This is a genomic window from Mycobacterium sp. G7A2 (assembly GCF_041902445.1).
GTDB lineage: Bacteria > Actinomycetota > Actinomycetes > Mycobacteriales > Mycobacteriaceae > Mycobacterium.
Map to the genome: position 1 here is coordinate 1,601,310 of NZ_CP169251.1, position 18,699 is coordinate 1,620,008.

Below are 18,699 nucleotides of genomic sequence, written 5' to 3' on the forward strand. Positions count from 1 at the left end.
CGAGGTGCCGCTGACCTGCGGTTGGCAGCAACTGGCAGCAGACGGTGTCGATCTGGCAGCGGTCTCGGCGAACCATCGCAGACATGACCGCCTTCACCACCGGTACCGTCCCGGTCTCCTCGGGCGCCGATGACCAACTCCTGCGATTCGCGCTGCGCGCCGACGCGACACTGTGCGCCGGGCTGGGCCTGTTCGTCGCGATGGCCGCGGACGCGCTGGCCCCGCTGACGGGGCTGACCGCGACCACCGGGTGGCTCTTCGGCGCCGCCCTGGTCGGCTACGGTGCACTGCTCTACACCGTTACCCGGGTGCGCGCCGTGCGCCGCGTCGGGCAGGCCGTGCTCGCCGGCAACGTCGCGTTCGCCGGTGGGGCCGCACTCGTGCTCGGCGCCGGCTGGTTGCCGCTGACCGGATTCGGCGTGGCCGCCGCAGCGGTGTTCGTCGTGCTCACGCTCGGCTTCGCCGGGTTGCAGTACCTCGGGGTGCGCCGTCTGGCGTGACCCCCTCATGACTGGTCCGGGGCCGGCCCGCAAGAGGTTACGGCGTCGGCCCCGGTACCGGTCCACCAGCAGATCGCACCCCGCGATCAGACCCCGCAACTCACACTCCGAAAGGAACAATCCGCATGACCGCCACCACCCACACCTCGCACTCCACCGACTCGCTGCTGCGCTTCGCCATGCGCGCCGACGCTGTGATCAGCGGCCTGACCGGCGTTGCGCTGCTGCTCCTGGCTCCGCGGGTCGCCGAGTGGTCGGGCACCACGCCGACCGTCGAATACGCGACGGGCGCCTTCTTCGTGGTCTTCGGCATCGCGGTGCTGGCTCTGGCTGCGCGCCCGGCCGTTCGGACGTCCGGTGTGGTCCTGGCCGTCGGAAACGCACTGTTCAGCGTGCTCACCGTGGTGGTGGTGCTCGCCGATGTGTGGCCGCTGACCACGACCGGTGTGGTGCTGGTCCTGGGCACCGGTGTCTACACGCTGGTCATGGCCGAATTGCAGTACCAGGGCGTGCGGCGGATCGCCAAGGCCTGACTTCAGACCGCCACGACCTGACCGTCGATGGCCGGCGCCTGACCACAGGCCGGCGGGGCCGGACTACAGCTTGCGCAGGCGTAGCCGGTTGATCGAGTGGTCGGCGTCCTTGCGCAGCACCAGCGTGGCGCGGGGCCGCGTCGGCAGGATGTTCTCGATCAGATTGGGCCGGTTGATCGAGTGCCAGATGTCGCGTGCGGCGAACATCGCCTGCTCATCCGACAGCGTCGAGTAGTGGTGGAAGTGCGAGGCCGGGTCGGCGAACGCGCCGGCGCGCATCGACAGGAACCGGGAGATGTACCACTCCTCGATGTCCTCGATGCGCGCGTCGACGTAGACCGAGAAGTCGAACAGGTCCGAGACCATCAGCGCGGGTCCGGTCTGCAGCACGTTGAGCCCCTCGAGGATCACGATGTCGGAGCGCTCGATGATCTGCTTCTCGCCGGGGACGATGTCGTACAGCAGGTGGGAGTAGACGGGTGCGCACACCGCGTCGGCGCCGGACTTGACGGCGGTGACGAAGCGCATCAGCGCCCGCCGGTCGTAGCTTTCCGGAAAACCCTTGCGATGCATGAGGTTGCGGCGTTGCAGCTCGGCGTTCGAGTAGAGGAAACCGTCGGTGGTCACCAGGTCGACGCGCGGGTGATGCTCCCAGCGGGCCAGCAGCGCCTGCAGCACACGCGCGGTGGTGGACTTGCCGACTGCGACGCTGCCGGCGACACCGATGACGAACGGCACCGGCCGGTCCGGGTTCTGCACCGGCTCGCCGAGGAACTCGGCGGTCGCGGCGAACAGCGCCTGGCGGGCCGCGACCTGCAGGTGGATCAGACGCGCGAGCGGCAGGTAGACCTCTTCGACCTCGAGCAGGTCGATCTTCTCGCCGAGGCCCCGCAGCTTGACCAGTTCGTCCTCGGTCAGTTTCAGCGGAGTGGACATTCGGAGTGCACGCCATTGCGTTCGGTCGAATTCCACGTAGGGGCTGGGTTCGCTCAGCCGCGCCATGCGCACAGTCTTGCAGCTACCGTGGGGCGGCATGGACCCTGGTATCCCTTCGCCAGCTCCGACCGGCCTGATCGAGGAGTACCTGAAACTCGGATTGCGCTTCGACCGGATCGAGGAAGGCTACGTCGACGCGTTCACCGGTGACCCCGCCCTGCGGCGCGGTGTGGCTGCCGAAGCGCGACCCGAGCCCGCCGAGCTGGTTCGCCAAGCCGAACGTCTGCAGGCTGAGCTGCCCGCCGGGCTCGACGAGCCGCGGGCAGCGTTCGTCGGTGCGCACCTGCGGGCGCTGGCCTGCGCCGCGCGCAAGTTCGCCGGTGAGCAGGTCGGGTTCGTCGACGAGGTCGAGGCGTATTTCGACGTGCGGATCGGCAAGGGCGACCCGGATCGCTACGCCCACGCCCACGCCCGGCTCGACGAGGCGCTCGGCGGCAGAGGACCGCTCGCCGAGCGGATCGCGGCCCACCGGTCTGCCGAGGAGATCCCGCCGGCACGGCTCGAAGAGTGCATCCACGCGTTCTCCAGCGCGCTGCGCGACCGGGTCCGGGCGACGTTCCCGCTGCCGGCCCGCGAGACCATCACCTACGAGGTGGTCACCGACAAGCCGTGGTCGGGATTCAACTACTACCTCGGCGACTACCGATCCACCGTCGCCGTCAACGCCGACCTCAAACAGCAGATGTCGAACCTGCCGAGGTTGGTGGCCCACGAGTCCTACCCCGGCCACCACACCGAGCACTGCCGCAAGGAAGCCGGGCTGGTCGAGGGCAGAGGGCAGGCCGAGCAGACGATCTTCCTGGTCAACACCCCGCAGTGCCTGATGGCCGAGGGGCTGGCCGACCTCGCGTTGTATGCCGCCGTGGGGTCGGGCTGGGGCGCGTGGGCGAGCGACATCTACGCCGATCTGGGCCTGCGTTTCGACGGCCAGCGTGCCGAAGCGATCTCGGAGGCCACAGCCGCACTGGCCGATGTGCGCCAGGACGCCGCGCTGATGCTGCACGACGAGCACCGCGACGTCGACGAGGTGGTCGCGTTCCTCAAGAAGTGGCTGCTGGTCAACGACGAACGCGCACGTCAGATGCTGCGTTTCCTGTCCTCGCCGCTGTGGCGCGCCTACACCAGCACCTACGTCGAGGGTTACCGCCTGCTGCGGGGCTGGCTGGATGACAGGCCGGCCGGGGTCGACCTGACCGAACGGTTCACCAGGCTGCTCGACGAGCCGCTGATCCCGTCGTCGCTGCGGGCCGCCTGAGCTTTTCCGCGCCGAGACGACCGCGAACGTGCATTCCCTGTCGTGATGAGGCCAGCGTCGCTACCGTGTGTGCACTCTCGCGGCACGGGACTTCTCAACGCGGCTCCTCCGTCGCCGCTTGATCGTCGCCCCGACTAGGTCCGATGGTCGGGACTCCTCAACGCGGCTCCTCCGTCGCCGCTTGATCGTCGCCCCGACTAGGTCCGATGGTCGGGACTTCTCAACGCGGCTCCTCCGTCGCCGCTTGATCGTCGCCCCGACTAGGCTCGAGGGCATGAGTGCTGAGTCCATCACCGCCGGTCTGGGTGCCGAGTACGCCGCCACCGCGAGCGAGGCCTACCGGGCTGCGCTGCAGGTCATCGAGAGCGTGGAACCGCGTATCGCCGACGCGACCCGCAAAGAGCTTGCCGATCAACGCGACTCACTGAAGCTGATCGCCAGCGAGAACTACGCCTCACCGGCCGTGCTGCTGACGATGGGGACCTGGTTCTCGGACAAGTACGCCGAGGGCACCATCGGGCATCGCTTCTATGCGGCCTGCCAGAACGTCGACACCGTCGAAGCGCTGGCCGCCGAGCATGCCCGCGAGCTGTTCGGCGCCCCGTACGCCTACGTGCAGCCACACTCGGGCATCGACGCCAACCTGGTCGCCTACTGGGCGATCCTGGCGACCCGGATCGAGGCTCCGGGCCTGGCCGAGATGGGCGCCAAGCACGTCAACGATCTGTCCGAAGCGGACTGGGAGACGCTGCGCAACTCGATGGGCAACCAGCGGCTGATGGGGATGTCGCTGGACACCGGCGGACATCTGACCCACGGATTCCGGCCGAACATCTCGGGCAAGATGTTCCATCAGCGCCAGTACGGAACGGACCCCACCACGGGGTTCATCGACTACGACGCGGTCGCCGCGGCAGTGCGCGAATTCAAGCCGCTGGTGCTGGTCGCGGGTTACTCGGCCTACCCCCGACGGGTCAACTTCGCCAAGATGCGTGAGATCGCCGACGAGGTGGGCGCCACCTTCATGGTCGACATGGCGCATTTCGCCGGTCTGGTCGCGGGCAAGGTGTTCACCGGCGACGAGGATCCGGTGCCGCACGCCCACGTCGTGACGACGACGACCCACAAGTCGCTGCGCGGCCCGCGGGGCGGTCTGGTGCTGGCCACCGAGGAGTACGCCCCGGCGGTCGACAAGGGCTGCCCGATGGTGCTCGGCGGCCCGCTGTCGCACGTGATGGCCGCCAAGGCCGTCGCGCTGGCCGAAGCCCGCCAACCGGCCTTCCGGCAGTACGCCCAAGCCGTCGCCGACAACGCGCAGGCTCTCGCCGACGGGTTCGTCAAGCGGGACGCCGGCCTGGTCACCGGCGGCACCGACAACCACATCGTGCTGCTGGACGTCACGTCGTTCGGTCTCACCGGCAGGCAGGCCGAGTCGGCGCTGCTGGATTCGGGCATCGTCACCAACCGCAACGCCATCCCCGCCGATCCCAACGGCGCCTGGTACACCAGCGGCATCCGGTTCGGCTCGCCCGCGCTGACCACCCGCGGGTTCGGCGCTGACGAGTTCGATCGGGTCGCCGAGCTCGTCGTCGAGGTGCTGAGCAACACCCAGCCGGCGGCGGGGCCCAACGGCCCGTCCAAGGCGAAGTACATCCTGGGCGAGGGCACCGCCGATCGGGTGCGCGCCGCGGCGGCCGAGCTTCTCGACGCCAACCCGCTGTACCCCGGCCTGACCCTCTGAGGCGCGCCGCGACACGAGTGCGGGAATTTTACGATTCCCACAGAATTGGGTTACTGTAACTGCATGGCACAGAAACCTGTCGCTAACGCGTTGACCCTGGAACTCGAGCCCGTCGTTCTGCAGGAGTTGCGGCGGCACCTCGACACCGAGGACATCTGGTACGCCCATGACTACGTGCCCTTCGACAAGGGCGAGAACTTCGCGTTCCTCGACGGCAAGGACTGGGACCCGTCCCAGGTCACGCTGCCCAAGCACGTCACCGACGCCCTCGAGATCCTGCTCATCACCAAGGACAACCTCGCCGGCTACCACCGCGAACTCGTCGAGCACTTCATCCTCGAGGACAAGTGGGGCCGCTGGCTGGGGCGCTGGACCGCCGAGGAGCACCTGCACGCCATCGCGTTGCGCAACTACCTGGTGGTGACCCGCGAGGTCGATCCGGCCGCCAACGAGGACGTGCGCGTGGAGCACGTGATGAAGGGCTACCGCGCGGACTCCTACAGCCAGATCGAGACTCTGGTCTTCATGGCCTACTACGAGCGCGCCCACGCGGTGTTCTGCCGCAACCTGCAGGCGCAGCTCTCCGAACCGGTGCTGGCGGGGCTGGTCGGGCGGATCGCCAAGGACGAGGAACGTCACGAGGAGTTCTTCGCCAACCTGGTCGCACACTGCCTGACCTACAGCCGGGACGAGACGATCGATGCCATCGCGGCGCGCGCCGCGGCGTTGGACGTCGTGGGCGGAGACATCGATGCCTACCGCGACAAGATCGAGGTCGTCGCCGAGGCCGGCATCTTCGACAAGGCGGCGCTGGCCCGCGTCATCGCCGACCGGATCGCTGCGTGGGGACTGGCCGACGAACCGCGTCTGGCACAGTTCATCAGCTCGTAACGCGCACGCCGTTTCGTCTCGGCGCGCCTGTCGGGCGCGGGTGACGCACCGGGAGTAGCGTCGGTTCCGATGGCTAGCGAAATGCTCTGCTGTCCGGGCGGTCCACATCGTTTCGACACGACTTCGACACGACAAGGGACCGGCCCCGGTCCTGAGGCCGCTGTGTGTCCACCGGATGAGTTCGTGTGGGGTCACATGAACATGGATGCCCCAGGAGCGTTCCGTGACTGATCGCCGGACCTATGTGCTCGATACCTCTGTGCTGCTGTCCGATCCCTGGGCAATCATGCGGTTCGCCGAACACGAGGTGGTGGTTCCGCTCGTCGTGATCAGCGAGCTCGAGGCCAAGCGGCACCATCACGAACTGGGCTGGTTCGCCCGGCAGGCGCTGCGGCTGTTCGACGACCTGCGCCTCGAGCACGGCCGTCTCGACCAGCCGATCCCGGTGGGGGACGACGGCGGCACCCTGCACGTCGAGCTCAACCACAGTGACCCCTCGGTGTTGCCTGCCGGCTTCCGCAACGAGACCAATGACTCGCGCATCCTGACCTGTGCGGCCAACCTGGCGGCCGAGGGTAAGCGGGTCACGTTGGTGAGCAAGGACATTCCGCTGCGCGTCAAGGCCGGCGCGGTGGGTCTGGCGGCTGACGAGTACCACGCTCAGGACGTCGTCACCTCCGGGTGGACCGGTATGGCCGAACTGGACGTCGCCAGCGAGGACATCGACGGGTTGTTCGCCGACGGCGACGTCGACCTCGAAGCCGCCCGCGATCTGCCTTGCCACACCGGAGTCCGGTTGTTGGGCACCAACTCTCACGCTCTGGGGCGTGTCAACGCCGACAAGCGCGTGCAGGTGGTCCGCGGTGACCGCGAAGCCTTCGGCCTGCGCGGGCGTTCCGCCGAGCAGCGGGTCGCGCTCGATCTGCTGCTGGACGAATCCGTGGGCATCGTGTCGCTGGGCGGCAAGGCCGGCACCGGCAAGTCGGCGCTGGCCTTGTGCGCCGGTCTCGAGGCGGTGCTGGAACGGCGCACTCAACGCAAGGTCGTCGTCTTCCGCCCGCTGTACGCCGTCGGCGGGCAGGACCTGGGCTACCTGCCCGGCAGTGAGAGCGACAAGATGGGGCCATGGGCCCAAGCCGTGTTCGACACCCTGGAAGGTCTGGCCAGCCCGGCGGTGCTGGAGGAGGTCCTGTCCCGCGGGATGCTCGAGGTATTGCCGCTGACCCACATCCGCGGTCGTTCGCTGCACGACTCGTTCGTCATCGTCGACGAAGCGCAGTCGCTGGAGCGCAACGTGCTGTTGACGGTGTTGTCGCGGCTGGGGACCGGTTCGCGCGTGGTGCTGACCCACGACGTGGCGCAGCGCGACAACCTGCGCGTGGGCCGGCACGACGGGGTGGCCGCGGTGATCGAGAAGCTCAAGGGGCACCCACTGTTCGCGCACATCACGCTGCTGCGCAGCGAGCGTTCGCCGATCGCGGCGCTGGTGACGGAGATGCTCGAGGAGATCGGGCTGCCCTGAGCGGCGAATCCGGCGCGAAACGCGACACCGTGGGTGCCTGGGCGCGCCGGATTCGCAGAGGGTTGCTCGCCGTGGCGCTCGCGGCGGCGGTCGCGCCGGCCCCGATGGCGGCGGCCCAGCCCGTCGACTGTGCGGCGGTCAAGTGTGTGGCGCTGACGTTCGACGACGGGCCGGGCCCCTACACCGACCGGTTGCTGCAGATCCTCGGTGAGCACCACGCTCGGGCGACGTTCTTCCTGATCGGGGACAAGGTGGCCGCCGATCCGGCCGCGGCGGCGCGGATCGCCGGGGCGGGGATGGAGATCGGCAACCACACCTGGTCGCACCCCGACATGACGACGTTGTCGCCGCAGGAGATCGCCGCGCAATTCGCGGGCACCAGCGACGCCATCGAGGCGACCACGGGGCAGCGGCCCACGCTGGCCCGCACCGGCGGCGGCACCATCGACGACGCGGTGCTGGCCGAGGCGAAACGGCAGGGGCTGGCGGTGATCAATTGGGACGTCGTGCCGTTCGACTGGATCAACGACGCCGATGTCTCAGCCACCCGCGAAGTCCTGCTGCGTCAGATCAGGCCCAACTCGGTGGTTCTTCTTCACGACACGTTCGCCACCACGGTCGACGTGGTAGCCGAATTCCTCCCGGTTCTCGAGGCGAACGGCTACCACCTGGTGACGGTCACCGAGATGCTCGGTCCGCGCCCACCGGGCAGCCTCTACGGGGGTCGGGACAACGGCCCGCCGGCAGACGAACTCGTCGACGCCGCGGGCTAGCGCAGTCAGCCTGCGCCGGGAAGCAACGGTTTCACCCGGTTGACGAGCTCGTTGATCGACAGCGCCACGAACAGCAGCGCGCACAAGGCCAGCAGCGAGTTCGACAGCCAGCCGTTGCGCCAGCGGGCCGGCACCTCGGTGTGCGGCAGCGCACCGTCGCGGCGCTTGTTCAACAGCACCAGCAAGGTGATGGCGAGAAACGGCATGAACAGCGCGCCGAGAACGCCGTAGGTGATCACCAGCGCCTGCGGCTCGTCGAGGAACAGCAGCACCATCGGCGGGAACGTGAGCCACAGCAGGTAGGACTTGAACAGCTTTCCGCCCGTGCGGGTGTCGGGGTGGCCCGACGGCAGTCCCCGCAAATTACCGACGAAGTCGGCGAACAGCAGGCTCACCCCGCTCCAGACGCCGATGAGCGACGAGAACGACGCCGACCAGAAACCCAGCAGGAACACCTTGCCGAACCAGTCGCCGTAGCGGTCGTCGAGGACGTTGGCCAGGTCCAGCAGGCCGCGGTCGCCGGTGGCGACCGCGACGTTGGCCGAGTACAACAACTCGGCCCCCACGATGAGCATCGCGACCACGAAGATGCCGGTGACCAGGTAGGCCACGCCGTTGTCGATGCGCATCACCTTCATGAATCGTGGTGCATACCAGCCTTTTTCCCGCAGCCAGTAGCCGTAGGCGGCGAGCGTGATCGTGCCGCCCACGCCGCCGGCGAGCGCCAGCGCGTAGAGCACCGAACCCTCCGGAAGGATCGGGCGCAGCCCCAGCAGGATCTGACCGACGTTGGGCACCGCGACGATCGCCGCGCCGACGACGGTGACGAACATGACGCCGACCAGCACCGCGATGACCTTCTCGAAGGCCAGGTAGCTGCCGAACCACACCATCGCCAGACCGATGAGGCCCGAGATCATCGCGACCCAACGCAACTCCAGGCCGGGGAACAGCGTGATGATCGGCAGCGCCGACGACGACATCGCGGTGGCGCCGTAGACGAACCCCCAGATGACGATGTACGGCGCGAAATACCAGGTGGTCCAGCGGCCCAGGCTGCGCCAGCCCTCGAAGATGCTGCGCTCGGTCGCCAGCGAGTAGCGGCCGGCCGCCTCGACGAGGATCACCTTGAGGATCGCCCCCAGGACCGCGACCCACAGCAGCGCGTAGCCGTAGCGGGCGCCGGCGACCAACGTCGCCACCAGGTCGGCGGCCCCCACACCGGTGGCGGCGACCACCAGCCCAGGGCCGACGAACCGCCACCTCGGTCGCACCTGTGCGTCGTCGGTAGCGACGTGCACCGGTTGGTCACCACCCATGGATCTGCCCCCCGCCCTCTGGTATCGCACCAAAGTAGCGGCTGGGGCCAGTCGTCCGGGTCAGGACGCTCAGACCGGACCCCGACCGCGACACCGAACGGTCAGTGGCACCGACGGTCGATAGCGCCGAACGGTCAGTGACACCGAACGGTCGATAGCGCCGAACGGTCAGTGACACCGAACCGTCAGTGGCGCGGAACGGTCAATGGCGCGCAACGGTCAGTGGCGCCGGCGAGACTCGACCAGGTACCAGCCCGCCGCCGCGGCGCCTGACATCGCCAGCACCCGGTCGGCGCCTGCTCCGTGTCTGCCCTTGGACAGGTCGAGCAGCGAAGCCAGCCCCAGCATCACGAACCCCGTGCGCAGCGCGGGCTGGCTGGTCGCAGTGGTGACCAATGCGCCAGAAGTCGCTGCTGTGCCAGAAGCGGCTGTTGCGGCGGATGTGGATGTTGTGGCAGCAATGTCGTGCGGAGCGGGCACCGAGCCTCCTCGAGCGAATCGGGACCACTCGACGCTAGGCCGCAAGGACCCCACGTCGAATCGGGTGTTTCCCTAATTCTGTTGCGGTCCCGGCGATCCGTCAGCCGTTTTGCGCGATTTGGCGAGGGCGATCCGCGTCAGCGGTGGTCGTCTTTCACCTTCGCCATCGCCAGCACGTCGAGACGTTTGTCGAGCTCCTCCTCGGAGAGCTTGTCGCCGATCAGGCCCCGGTCGATGACCGCCTGACGGATCGTCTTGCGGTCCTTCAGCGCCTCCTTGGCGACCTTGGCGGCCTCCTCGTAGCCGATCGCCGAGTTCAGCGGCGTGACGATCGAGGGGGAGGACTCGGCCAGTTCGCGCAGCCGCTGGTCATTGGCCACCAGCCCGTCGATGCACTTGGCGGCGAACAGCTTCGAGACGTTGGACAGCAGGGTGAACGACTCGAGCACGTTGCGCGCCATCATCGGGATGTAGACGTTGAGCTCGAAAGCGCCTGACAAGCCACCCACGGTCACCGCGGCGTCGTTGCCGATCACCTGGGCGGCGACCTGCGTGACGGCCTCGGGGATGACGGGGTTGACCTTCCCGGGCATGATCGAGCTGCCGGGCTGCAGGTCGGGCAGCTGCAGTTCGCCCAGGCCGGTCAGCGGACCCGAGCCCATCCAGCGGATGTCGTTGGCGATCTTGGTCAGCGACACCGCGATCGTCTTCAGCGCGCCGGACGCCTCCACCAAGCCGTCCCGCGCCGCCTGGGCCTCGAAAGAGTCCACCGCGGTGCGTAGTTCGGCGATGCCGGTCTGGTCTTTGAGCACCTCCACGACCTTCTCGCCGAAGCCGTCGGGCGCGTTGAGACCGGTACCCACCGCCGTGCCGCCGATGGCCAGCTCGCCGAGCCGGGGCAGGGTGGCCTTGACTCGCTCGATGCCGGCCTGGATCTGGCGGGCGTACCCGCCGAACTCCTGGCCCAGCGTCACCGGCACCGCGTCCATCAGGTGGGTGCGCCCGGACTTCACCGCGGTGTGCCACTGCCCGGCCTTGGAGGTCAGCGACTCGTGCAGCGTCTCCAGCGCCGGAATCAGGTGACGCACAGCGGCTTCGGTGGCTGCGATGTGCGTCGCCGTCGGGAAGGTGTCGTTGGAGCTCTGCGACATGTTCACGTGGTCGTTGGGGTGCACGGTGACCCCGTTCGCCGCGCAGATCGAGGCGATGACCTCGTTGGTGTTCATGTTCGAACTGGTGCCCGAGCCGGTCTGGAACACATCGATCGGGAACTGGTCGTCATGCTGGCCGTCGGCGATCTCGGCGGCGGCGGCGATGATGGCGTCGGCCTTCTCCGCGTCGAGCAGGCCGAGGTCCTTGTTCACCTGCGCGCATGCCCCTTTGAGCAGCCCCAGGGCGCGGATCTGCGTGCGCTCCAAGGGCCGGAACGAGATCGGGAAGTTCTCCACCGCCCGCTGGGTCTGCGCGCGCCACAACGCGTTCTTGGGCACCCGCACCTCGCCCATCGTGTCGTGCTCGATCCGGTACTCGACGTCCTTGTCGGTCATGTGCTCCCTGTTCGTCTCGGTGGGGGTCGGGGACTGGGTCGGTCTCAGGGGTCCAGAGCTGAAGGGTCCAGAGCTGAGGGGTCTAGGGCAGGGGGTAGGCGGCGGAGATGTCGCCGGTGAAGTTGACTGCAGAATATTCGTTGAGCTTCGAGAGGCGGTGGTAGGCCTCGATCATCCGGACCGTGCCCGACTTCGATCGCATCACGATCGACTGCGTCGTACAACCGCCGCCGAAGAATCGCACCCCCTTGAGCAGGTCGCCGTCGGTGACGCCGGTGGCGCAGAAGAACACGTTCTCGCCGGCCACCAGGTCCGTCGTGGTCAGTACCCGGCTCAGATCGTGGCCGCGATCGATCGCCTGCTGGCGCTCCTCGTCGTCCTTGGGCGCCAGGGTCGCCTGGATCTCCCCGCCCATGCAGCGGATCGCCGCGGCGGTGATGATGCCCTCGGGGGTGCCGCCGACGCCGGCGAGCATGTCGGTTCCCGAATCCGGCCGGCACGCCGCGATCGCCCCGGCGACGTCGCCGTCGGAGATCAGCCGGATGCGGGCGCCGGCCGCACGCACGTCGGCGATGAGTTGCTCGTGACGCGGGCGATCCAGGATGCACACGGTGATGTCGGAGACCGAGGCCTTGCGCACCTTGGCGATGCGCTGGATGTTGGCCGCGATCGGCGAGGTGATGTCGATGAAGTCGGCGACGTCGGGTCCGGCGGCGATCTTGTTCATGTAGAACACCGCCGACGGGTCGAACATCGCGCCGCGCTCGGCCACGGCGAGCACCGAGATCGCGTTGGGCATGCCCTTGCTCATCAGCGTGGTGCCGTCGATCGGGTCGACGGCGAAGTCGCACTCCGGGCCGTCCCCGTTGCCGACCTCCTCGCCGTTGTAGAGCATCGGCGCGTTGTCCTTCTCGCCCTCGCCGATCACCACGACGCCGCGCATCGACACCGAGTTGACCAGTTCGCGCATGGCATCGACGGCGGCCCCGTCGCCGCCTTCCTTGTCGCCGCGGCCGACCCATCGGCCGGCGGCCATGGCTCCGGCCTCGGTGACCCGCACGAGTTCGAGAGCGAGGTTGCGGTCCGGGGCCTCCCGGCGCGAGGGCGTTGTCATGGCCAGATTGTCCCATTAGTGGGTTCGGGTCAGGGAGCTGGGATACTGGGGGACATGACGACGCCGCCCGAGCCGGGACCGCAGGTCGGCGGGGAGCCCGGCGGACAGACCGAACCCGCAGGTTCCGCCGGTGCCGAAGCCGGATATGCCCTTCCGGGCCCGCGCCCGCAGAAGCCCCGATTGCTGCAGGACGGCCGGGACATGTTCTGGTCGATGGCGCCGCTGGTGCTGGCGTGCGTGGTGCTCGCCGGCCTGCTCGGCATGTGCTCGTTCGCCCCGTCCGGCCCCGGCGCGGGCCCCGCCCCCGACTATGACGCCCGTGCGGCACTGCAGGCCGACGCCGGTGCGCTCGACGTCCCCATCCGCCTGCCCCAGCTGCCCGAGGGCTGGCAGGCCAACTCGGGCAGTCGCGAGGGCATCGAGGCCGGCCGCACCGACCCGGCGACCGGCCAGCAGGTTCGCGCGGTCGCCTCCAGGGTGGGTTACCTGGCGCCCAGCGGCATGTACCTCAGCCTGACCCAGAGCAACGCCGACGAGGACGCCCTGGTGGCCACGTTCGGTTCCGAGCTGGTGCCCACCGGGGTGCAGGACGTCGACGGCGTCACCTGGGTGGTCTACCAGGGTGGGGAGCGCGACGGTGGCCGACCGGCCGAGCCGGTGTGGACCGCGCGGGTGCCCGGGCCGACCGGGCCGGCGCAGCTTGCGATAACCGGCGCCGGCAGCGCCGAGGAATTCCGGACCCTTGCCGCGGCGACGCAATCCCAGCCACCATTGACCGCGACGTAGTGACCAGCCGGCGAACGGAGATGCCATGACGGCCCCTGAATCGGATCTGAGCGGCTGGACGGCGGCCCCGTTCACCGCCAACGGGCTGACCTACGACGTGTACCGCAAGGGCGAGGGACCCGGTGTGGTGTTGATCCCGGAGATGCCGGGCCTGCATCCCGGGGTGCTGGCGCTCGGGAATCATCTGGTGGACAACGGGTTCACCGTCGCGGCGCCGTCGCTGTTCGGCACCCCCGGAGCGCCGGCGCTGTCGCCGAAGGCGGTGCCCACGCTGCTGAAGGGGTGCGTCGCCAAGGAGTTCGCCGCTTTCGCCACCAACGCCGACCGGCCGATCGCGCACTACCTGCGCGCGCTGGCCCGCGACCTGAACGACCGGACCCCCGGCAAGGGCGTCGGCGTGATCGGGCAGTGTTTCACCGGGGGTTTCGCGTTGGCCGCCGCCGTCGACGACAGCGTGCTCGCCCCGGTGATGAGCCAGCCGTCCTTGCCGTTGCCGCTGACCCCGAAACAGCGACGTGACGCGGGTGTGTCCGACGCCGAACTGAAGGTCGTCGAGCAGCGCGCCGCGTCCGAGGGGCTGTGTGTGATGGGTCTGCGGTTCAGCGAAGACGCGATGTCCCCGCGTGACCGGTTCACCACGCTGAAGAGCCGGCTCGGTGACGCGTTCGAGGTCATCGAGATCGATTCCGGAAAAGGCAACCCGGACGGTATCGGGCGCATGGCCCACTCCGTGCTGACCGACCAGGTCCGTGAGGTCGACGGCCACCCGGCCTATGAGGCGCGCAAACGCGTCGTGGAGTTCCTCACTTCTCGGTTGACGTAGCGGCCTGGGGACCGGGCTCGGCAGTGGGTTCGGACGCGGACTCGGACTGGTGTTCGAGCTGGGGTTCGGCCGGGGTGCGCGGCTTTCCGGGCAGCATCCGGCGCCACCACGGCACCGAGCGGGCCTCGTCGTCGTCGCCGGCGTCGGCCTGGGTGCCGGTGATCGACTCGGCCGGTGCGCCGCGGTAGACCACCAGGTACACGCTGACCGTCGTGACGATGACGATCATCAGCACCGGGCCCAGCACGATGCCCCAGAACCCGAACATGGACAGCCCGGCGAACACCGCGAGCAGCATCAGCGCCGGATGCAGGTGGGCGCTCTTGGGCACCAGCAGCGGGCGCAGCACGTTGTCGATGTTGGTGGTGACGACGAGATGGAACACCACCACGAAGACGCCACCGAAAACGTTGCCGAACAAGGCCATTCCGATGCCCAGCGGGATGGCGAGGATTCCGCTTCCGAGCGGGATGAATGCCAGTGCGGTCAAGAAGATGACGAACATGAAGAACGCGTCGTGGATGCCGCCGAGGTAGATCGACACTGCGCCGGCCACACCCTGGCAGACCGCGATGATGAACTGCCCCTTGACCGACGCCGAGACCATCGCGCCGATCTTGGCGAGATAGATGTCGGAGATGTTGTCACCCAACGGGTTGAGGTCGCGGAACAGATCGAGGACGCGGTCACCCTTGGTCAGCAGGGCCACGAACACGTACAGGAAGATGACCGCCGAGGTCACCAGCGACGCGATGCTGCCGACGGACTCCTGCAGGAAACTCAGCGCGTACTCGCCGCCGTTCTGCCCCAGCGTCGCCATCGCGTCGCGCACCGAGTCCTGGGTCAGCGTGACGTCCAGGAACGGGATGCGGGCCAGCACCTCGTTGGCCGAGTCGAGCAGCCGCTGAGCCAGTGCGGTGAAATCCGTTTCCGAAACCCACCGGCTGATCGAGTCGACCATCTGACTGATCTGCATGAAGGCGAGGATGCCGACACCGGTCAGCGGTATCGCGACGATCAGGATCGCCGTCAGCAGCGTCACCGTCGCGGAGAGACCGACGTTCATCCTCGACCGCAGCCGGCTGTACAGCGGGTTGAACAGATAGGCCAGCACGGCCGCGATGGCGATCAGCAGGACGTAGGACCGCAGGAAGTAGGCCCCGAAGCCGAGCGCGATGACCGTCATCACCACCAGCGCACGCTTCTGGGTAAGCGTCAATTCGTCGCGCATGCGCCCTCCCGTCGGCCGCCGAGCGCAACCTTAACCCGAGCCGGGGCGCCCGGACGCCTCTCCGAGCGTCTGGCGGGACCGCTGCCCGGTGACAAACCGCATGGCCAAACGGTTCATCAGCGTCGGCGTCAGCCGCGCGAACAGCCATTGCGCGTGTGCGACAGCCGGTTTGACGAGGATCGCCTTGTTGCGCTCGATCGCGCGCAAGGTGTCGCGGGCCAGGCGGTCGGCGTCGTAGGCCCTGCCGCCCTGGTTCTGCAGGAAGTAGTCGCGACCGACGAAACCGCCGACGGCGCCTTTGTCGAGGATCGGCGTCTCGACGGCGGCGGGACAGACGACCGTGACGCCGACCCCGCGGGGAACCGCTTCCGATCGCAGCGCCAGCGACAACCCGACGACCGCGTGTTTGGTCGCCACATAACTGGTGATCTGGCCGGCGGCGCTCAGACCGGCCATCGAGGCGGTGTTCACGATGTGGCCGTGGCCCTGGCGCAGCATCTGCGGGTAGGCCGCCGCGACGCCGTGGACGACACCACGCAGATTGACATCGATGATGGCGTTCCACTGGTCGAGGGTGAGCTGTTCGGTGTCGCCGCCCCAGACGATCCCGGCGTTGTTGAACATCAGGTCCAACCGACCCGCGCGGGCCACCACGTCGTCGACGGCAGCTTGCACCGCGGTGGCGTCGGTGACGTCCAGCCGCGCCGCCCGGGCGCGCGCACTCAACTCGGCCGCGGTGGCCGCGGCGGCGGGTTCGTCGATGTCGGTGCACACCACGTGCGCGCCGGCGCCGTCGAGTGCGCGGCACAGCGCGGCGCCGATGCCGGATCCGGCGCCGGTCACCAAGGCCTGCTTGCCGACGACGCTCACGCCTGCTCCATCAGCTTCATGACGTGGCCCATCACGTCGGGGTAGCGCTTGAGGTGGGCGCCGCCGTTGATGTCGAGTACCTCGCCGGTCAGCCACGACGATCCAGGTGCGCACAGGTAGAGCACCGCCTCGGCGATGTCCTCGGGTGTGCCCGCCCGTCCGAGCGCGGTGTTGCCGACGTAGTCCTCGACGACGCCCGGGACCGCTGCGGCAGCCGCGGTGAGCGGGGTGTGCACGAAGCCCGGCGCCACGGCGTTGACCCGGATGCCGCGCGGTCCCATCTCGAGCGCGGCCACCTGCGTCAGCATCGACAGACCGGCCTTCGCGGCGCAGTAGGCGCTCATCCCGGCGGCCGGCTGCCTGCCGTTGAGCGAGCTAATGTGGATCAGCGAGCCACCTTCGCGCAGGTGCCGGCCGGCGTGCTTGGACACGATGAACGCGCCGTTGAGACAGACGTCGATGACGGCGCGGAACTCCTCGGCGGGCATGTCGGTGATGAGACCGACGTTGCTGAAACCCGCGCAGTTGACGGCGATGTCGAGGGTGCCTTGACCATCGGACAGGCCGTCGAACAGGCTCTGCACCGAGGTCTCGTCGGTGACGTCGACGGCTGCGGCGGAGTGAGGGGCGCCGAGCTCGGCGGCACGCTCACGCGCGGCATCGCCGTTCACGTCGGCGATCACCACCCGGCACCCGTGCGCTGCCAGCGCACGGGCGCTCGCCCATCCGATGCCGGAGGCCCCGCCGACGACCACCGCCAGACGCTCGCCACTGTTGCTCATCCGGTCGGCCTTTCGACAGTGAAGTAGAACGTGTTCCAACTTCACATCCGGGCGGGCAATGCGCAAGAGGGGGGACCGATTCCGGCGCCGGCAGACCGGCACTGGCACACTCGGGGGCGTGACCGAACTGAACAGATCGGAGTCGATCACGGTGGCCGTGCCGCCTGACGAGCTCTACGCACTGGTGTCCGACGTGACGAGGATGGGTGAGTTCAGTCCCGTCTGTCGCGCCTGCTGGTGGGACGAGGGCGCCGGCCCTCAGGTGGGTGCCTGGTTCACCGGCCGTAACGAGGACGCAGGTCGCACCTGGGAGACGCGCAGCCAGGTGGTCGCCGCCGAGCCCGGCCGCAAGTTCGCCTGGGAGGTCAACGACGGCTGGGTGTATTGGGGCTTCACCCTGGAACCGGCAGGCGAGGGCACCGAGCTGACCCAGTGGTGGGAGTTTCTGCCCAAGGGCGTCGACGGGTTCCGCCAAGCTTTCGGCGACACAGCCGAGGCCGAGATCGCCAAGCGCAGCGACGCCGCGCGCGAAGGGATGCCGGTCACGCTCGCCGCGATCAAGAAGACCGCCGAAACCGCTTGAGGCGACACAATCGCGGCGCTCAGCTGGTCGCGCTGCGTTTGACACACCGAAAGCCGAGGTGGCTCATCCCGGTGTCGACCTGCTGCGGGCGGCGGGCGGCCGGCCGGTACCGCATGCAGTAGCTGTCCGCGCAGAGGAACGAGCCGCCTTTGATGACGCGGCGGGCGACCTGGACCGGCTGGTCGGGGTCGTAGGTGTCTTCGGCGCAGCAGGGCTGGTCGTCGCGGGCCGGTCCGTACCAGTCGGTGGTCCACTCCCACACGTTGCCGGCCATGTCGAACAGGCCGTACCCGTTGGGCGGGAAGCTGCCCACGGGCGCCGTCTGGCCGTACCCGGTGTCGGGCAGGTAGGGGAACTCGCCGTGCCAGTAGTTGGCCAGTCGCTGCCCGGGCTTCTCCGGCTCATCGCCCCACGTGTAGGTCGCATGCGGCAGACCGCCCCGGGCCGCGACCTCCCATTCGGCCTCGGTGGGCAACGCCAGCCCGGCCCAGTCTGCATACGCCTGCGCATCCTCGAACGCGACGTGCACGACGGGATGGTCGTCGCGGTTACGCAGCCCGGACCGCGGGCCCCGGGGGTGGTTCCAGCACGCGCCGGGCGTCCAGGTCCACCACTGGCTGAGATGCCTCAGGTCGACCGGTCCCGTCGTGCGACGGAACACCATCGAGCCCGGGTACAGGTTCTCCGGCGGCGCGCCCGGATAGTCGGCAGGGTCGAGCGGCCGCTCGGCCACGGTGAGATAGCCGGTGGCCGTGACGAATTCGGCGAACTCGGCGTTGGTCACCTGGTGTGCCATGATCGCGAAGCCGTCGACGGTGACCTCGCGCGCCGGCGCCTCCTCCGGGTAGTGGTGGTCGGATCCCAGCATCGCGGTCTGCGTCGGCACCCACAGCAACTCGTCAGACACGTCGAGACCGCGCTGGCGGCGGGAAAGTGCGAGTAGCGGCCACCGC

The 18,699-nt window shown here is 68.7% G+C and carries 19 protein-coding genes; 10 read left to right on the top strand and 9 right to left on the bottom strand.

Features of this window, described 5'->3' with window-relative positions; translation table 11 throughout:
• Positions 1-83: 83 nt before the first annotated feature.
• Together ACEWX3_RS07905 and ACEWX3_RS07910 are read left to right on the top strand one after the other, a co-directional pair.
• Positions 84-500, top strand: coding sequence for a hypothetical protein (locus tag ACEWX3_RS07905; protein WP_207069385.1), 417 nt, complete (start codon positions 84-86; stop codon positions 498-500).
• Between the two features lie 125 nt (positions 501-625).
• A complete protein-coding gene (locus tag ACEWX3_RS07910; protein ID WP_374159122.1) occupies positions 626-1,033 on the top strand; it encodes a hypothetical protein in 408 nt (135 codons plus the stop codon).
• Between the two features lie 63 nt (positions 1,034-1,096).
• On the opposite strand, the gene coaA is transcribed toward ACEWX3_RS07910, so the two are convergent.
• On the bottom strand, positions 1,097-2,035 hold the full coding sequence (coaA, locus tag ACEWX3_RS07915) for a type I pantothenate kinase (RefSeq protein ID WP_152518330.1): 939 nt from the start codon (positions 2,033-2,035) through the stop codon (positions 1,097-1,099).
• A gap of 31 nt (positions 2,036-2,066) precedes the next feature.
• Between coaA and ACEWX3_RS07920 the strand changes: the two genes are divergently transcribed.
• The 5 genes from ACEWX3_RS07920 to ACEWX3_RS07940 all read left to right on the top strand — a co-directional run bounded on the left by ACEWX3_RS07920 (position 2,067) and on the right by ACEWX3_RS07940 (position 8,211).
• Complete coding sequence (locus ACEWX3_RS07920) at positions 2,067-3,284, top strand: DUF885 domain-containing protein (protein WP_374159123.1); 1,218 nt, start codon at positions 2,067-2,069, stop codon at positions 3,282-3,284.
• Between the two features lie 274 nt (positions 3,285-3,558).
• Positions 3,559-5,025, top strand: a complete 1,467-nt coding sequence (locus ACEWX3_RS07925) for a glycine hydroxymethyltransferase (RefSeq protein ID WP_152518328.1) — start codon at positions 3,559-3,561, stop codon at positions 5,023-5,025.
• A 63-nt stretch (positions 5,026-5,088) separates the two neighbouring features.
• Positions 5,089-5,916 (top strand): acyl-ACP desaturase, encoded by an 828-nt coding sequence (locus tag ACEWX3_RS07930; protein ID WP_207066982.1) that lies wholly within the window; start codon positions 5,089-5,091, stop codon positions 5,914-5,916.
• A gap of 223 nt (positions 5,917-6,139) precedes the next feature.
• Complete coding sequence (locus ACEWX3_RS07935) at positions 6,140-7,438, top strand: PhoH family protein (RefSeq protein WP_207066983.1); 1,299 nt, start codon at positions 6,140-6,142, stop codon at positions 7,436-7,438.
• Between the two features lie 104 nt (positions 7,439-7,542).
• Positions 7,543-8,211, top strand: coding sequence for a polysaccharide deacetylase family protein (locus ACEWX3_RS07940; RefSeq protein WP_374159806.1), 669 nt, complete (start codon positions 7,543-7,545; stop codon positions 8,209-8,211).
• 5 nt (positions 8,212-8,216) lie between these two features.
• Here the strand turns inward: ACEWX3_RS07940 and ACEWX3_RS07945 are convergent, their stop codons facing one another.
• The 4 genes from ACEWX3_RS07945 to glpX form a co-directional block, all read right to left on the bottom strand.
• Positions 8,217-9,530 (bottom strand): Nramp family divalent metal transporter, encoded by a 1,314-nt coding sequence (locus tag ACEWX3_RS07945; protein ID WP_207066984.1) that lies wholly within the window; start codon positions 9,528-9,530, stop codon positions 8,217-8,219.
• Between the two features lie 219 nt (positions 9,531-9,749).
• Positions 9,750-9,926 carry a hypothetical protein gene (locus tag ACEWX3_RS07950; RefSeq protein ID WP_207066985.1) on the bottom strand — a complete coding sequence of 59 codons (177 nt, stop codon included), beginning with the start codon at positions 9,924-9,926 and terminating at the stop codon, positions 9,750-9,752.
• A gap of 221 nt (positions 9,927-10,147) precedes the next feature.
• Complete coding sequence (locus ACEWX3_RS07955) at positions 10,148-11,557, bottom strand: class II fumarate hydratase (RefSeq protein ID WP_207066986.1); 1,410 nt, start codon at positions 11,555-11,557, stop codon at positions 10,148-10,150.
• Between the two features lie 82 nt (positions 11,558-11,639).
• On the bottom strand, positions 11,640-12,671 hold the full coding sequence (glpX, locus tag ACEWX3_RS07960; protein ID WP_221362242.1) for a class II fructose-bisphosphatase: 1,032 nt from the start codon (positions 12,669-12,671) through the stop codon (positions 11,640-11,642).
• Positions 12,672-12,725: 54 nt separating this feature from the next.
• Here glpX and ACEWX3_RS07965 point away from each other — a divergent pair, with 54 nt between their 5' ends.
• A complete protein-coding gene (locus ACEWX3_RS07965) occupies positions 12,726-13,457 on the top strand; it encodes a DUF4245 domain-containing protein (protein WP_374159124.1) in 732 nt (243 codons plus the stop codon).
• A 25-nt stretch (positions 13,458-13,482) separates the two neighbouring features.
• Positions 13,483-14,280, top strand: coding sequence for a dienelactone hydrolase family protein (locus tag ACEWX3_RS07970; RefSeq protein WP_207066989.1), 798 nt, complete (start codon positions 13,483-13,485; stop codon positions 14,278-14,280).
• Here ACEWX3_RS07970 and ACEWX3_RS07975 read toward each other — a convergent pair.
• The 3 genes from ACEWX3_RS07975 to ACEWX3_RS07985 are packed head-to-tail and all read right to left on the bottom strand — an operon-like array spanning position 14,261 to position 17,163.
• Positions 14,261-15,511 carry an AI-2E family transporter gene (locus ACEWX3_RS07975; RefSeq protein ID WP_374159125.1) on the bottom strand — a complete coding sequence of 417 codons (1,251 nt, stop codon included), beginning with the start codon at positions 15,509-15,511 and terminating at the stop codon, positions 14,261-14,263. The two genes, ACEWX3_RS07970 and ACEWX3_RS07975, sit on opposite strands and share 20 nt — an antisense overlap.
• 30 nt (positions 15,512-15,541) lie before the next feature.
• A complete protein-coding gene (locus tag ACEWX3_RS07980) occupies positions 15,542-16,381 on the bottom strand; it encodes an SDR family NAD(P)-dependent oxidoreductase (RefSeq protein ID WP_374159126.1) in 840 nt (279 codons plus the stop codon).
• Complete coding sequence (locus ACEWX3_RS07985; protein ID WP_374159127.1) at positions 16,378-17,163, bottom strand: SDR family NAD(P)-dependent oxidoreductase; 786 nt, start codon at positions 17,161-17,163, stop codon at positions 16,378-16,380. The genes ACEWX3_RS07980 and ACEWX3_RS07985 overlap by 4 nt, the downstream gene beginning before the upstream one ends.
• 118 nt (positions 17,164-17,281) lie before the next feature.
• On the opposite strand from ACEWX3_RS07985, the gene ACEWX3_RS07990 reads away from it, so the two are divergent.
• Positions 17,282-17,746 carry an SRPBCC family protein gene (locus tag ACEWX3_RS07990; RefSeq protein WP_221362249.1) on the top strand — a complete coding sequence of 155 codons (465 nt, stop codon included), beginning with the start codon at positions 17,282-17,284 and terminating at the stop codon, positions 17,744-17,746.
• Between the two features lie 19 nt (positions 17,747-17,765).
• Here the strand turns inward: ACEWX3_RS07990 and ACEWX3_RS07995 are convergent, their stop codons facing one another.
• Entirely contained in the window at positions 17,766-18,653 is an 888-nt protein-coding gene (locus ACEWX3_RS07995) for a formylglycine-generating enzyme family protein (RefSeq protein WP_221362250.1), read from the bottom strand.
• Positions 18,654-18,699 lie beyond the last annotated feature (46 nt).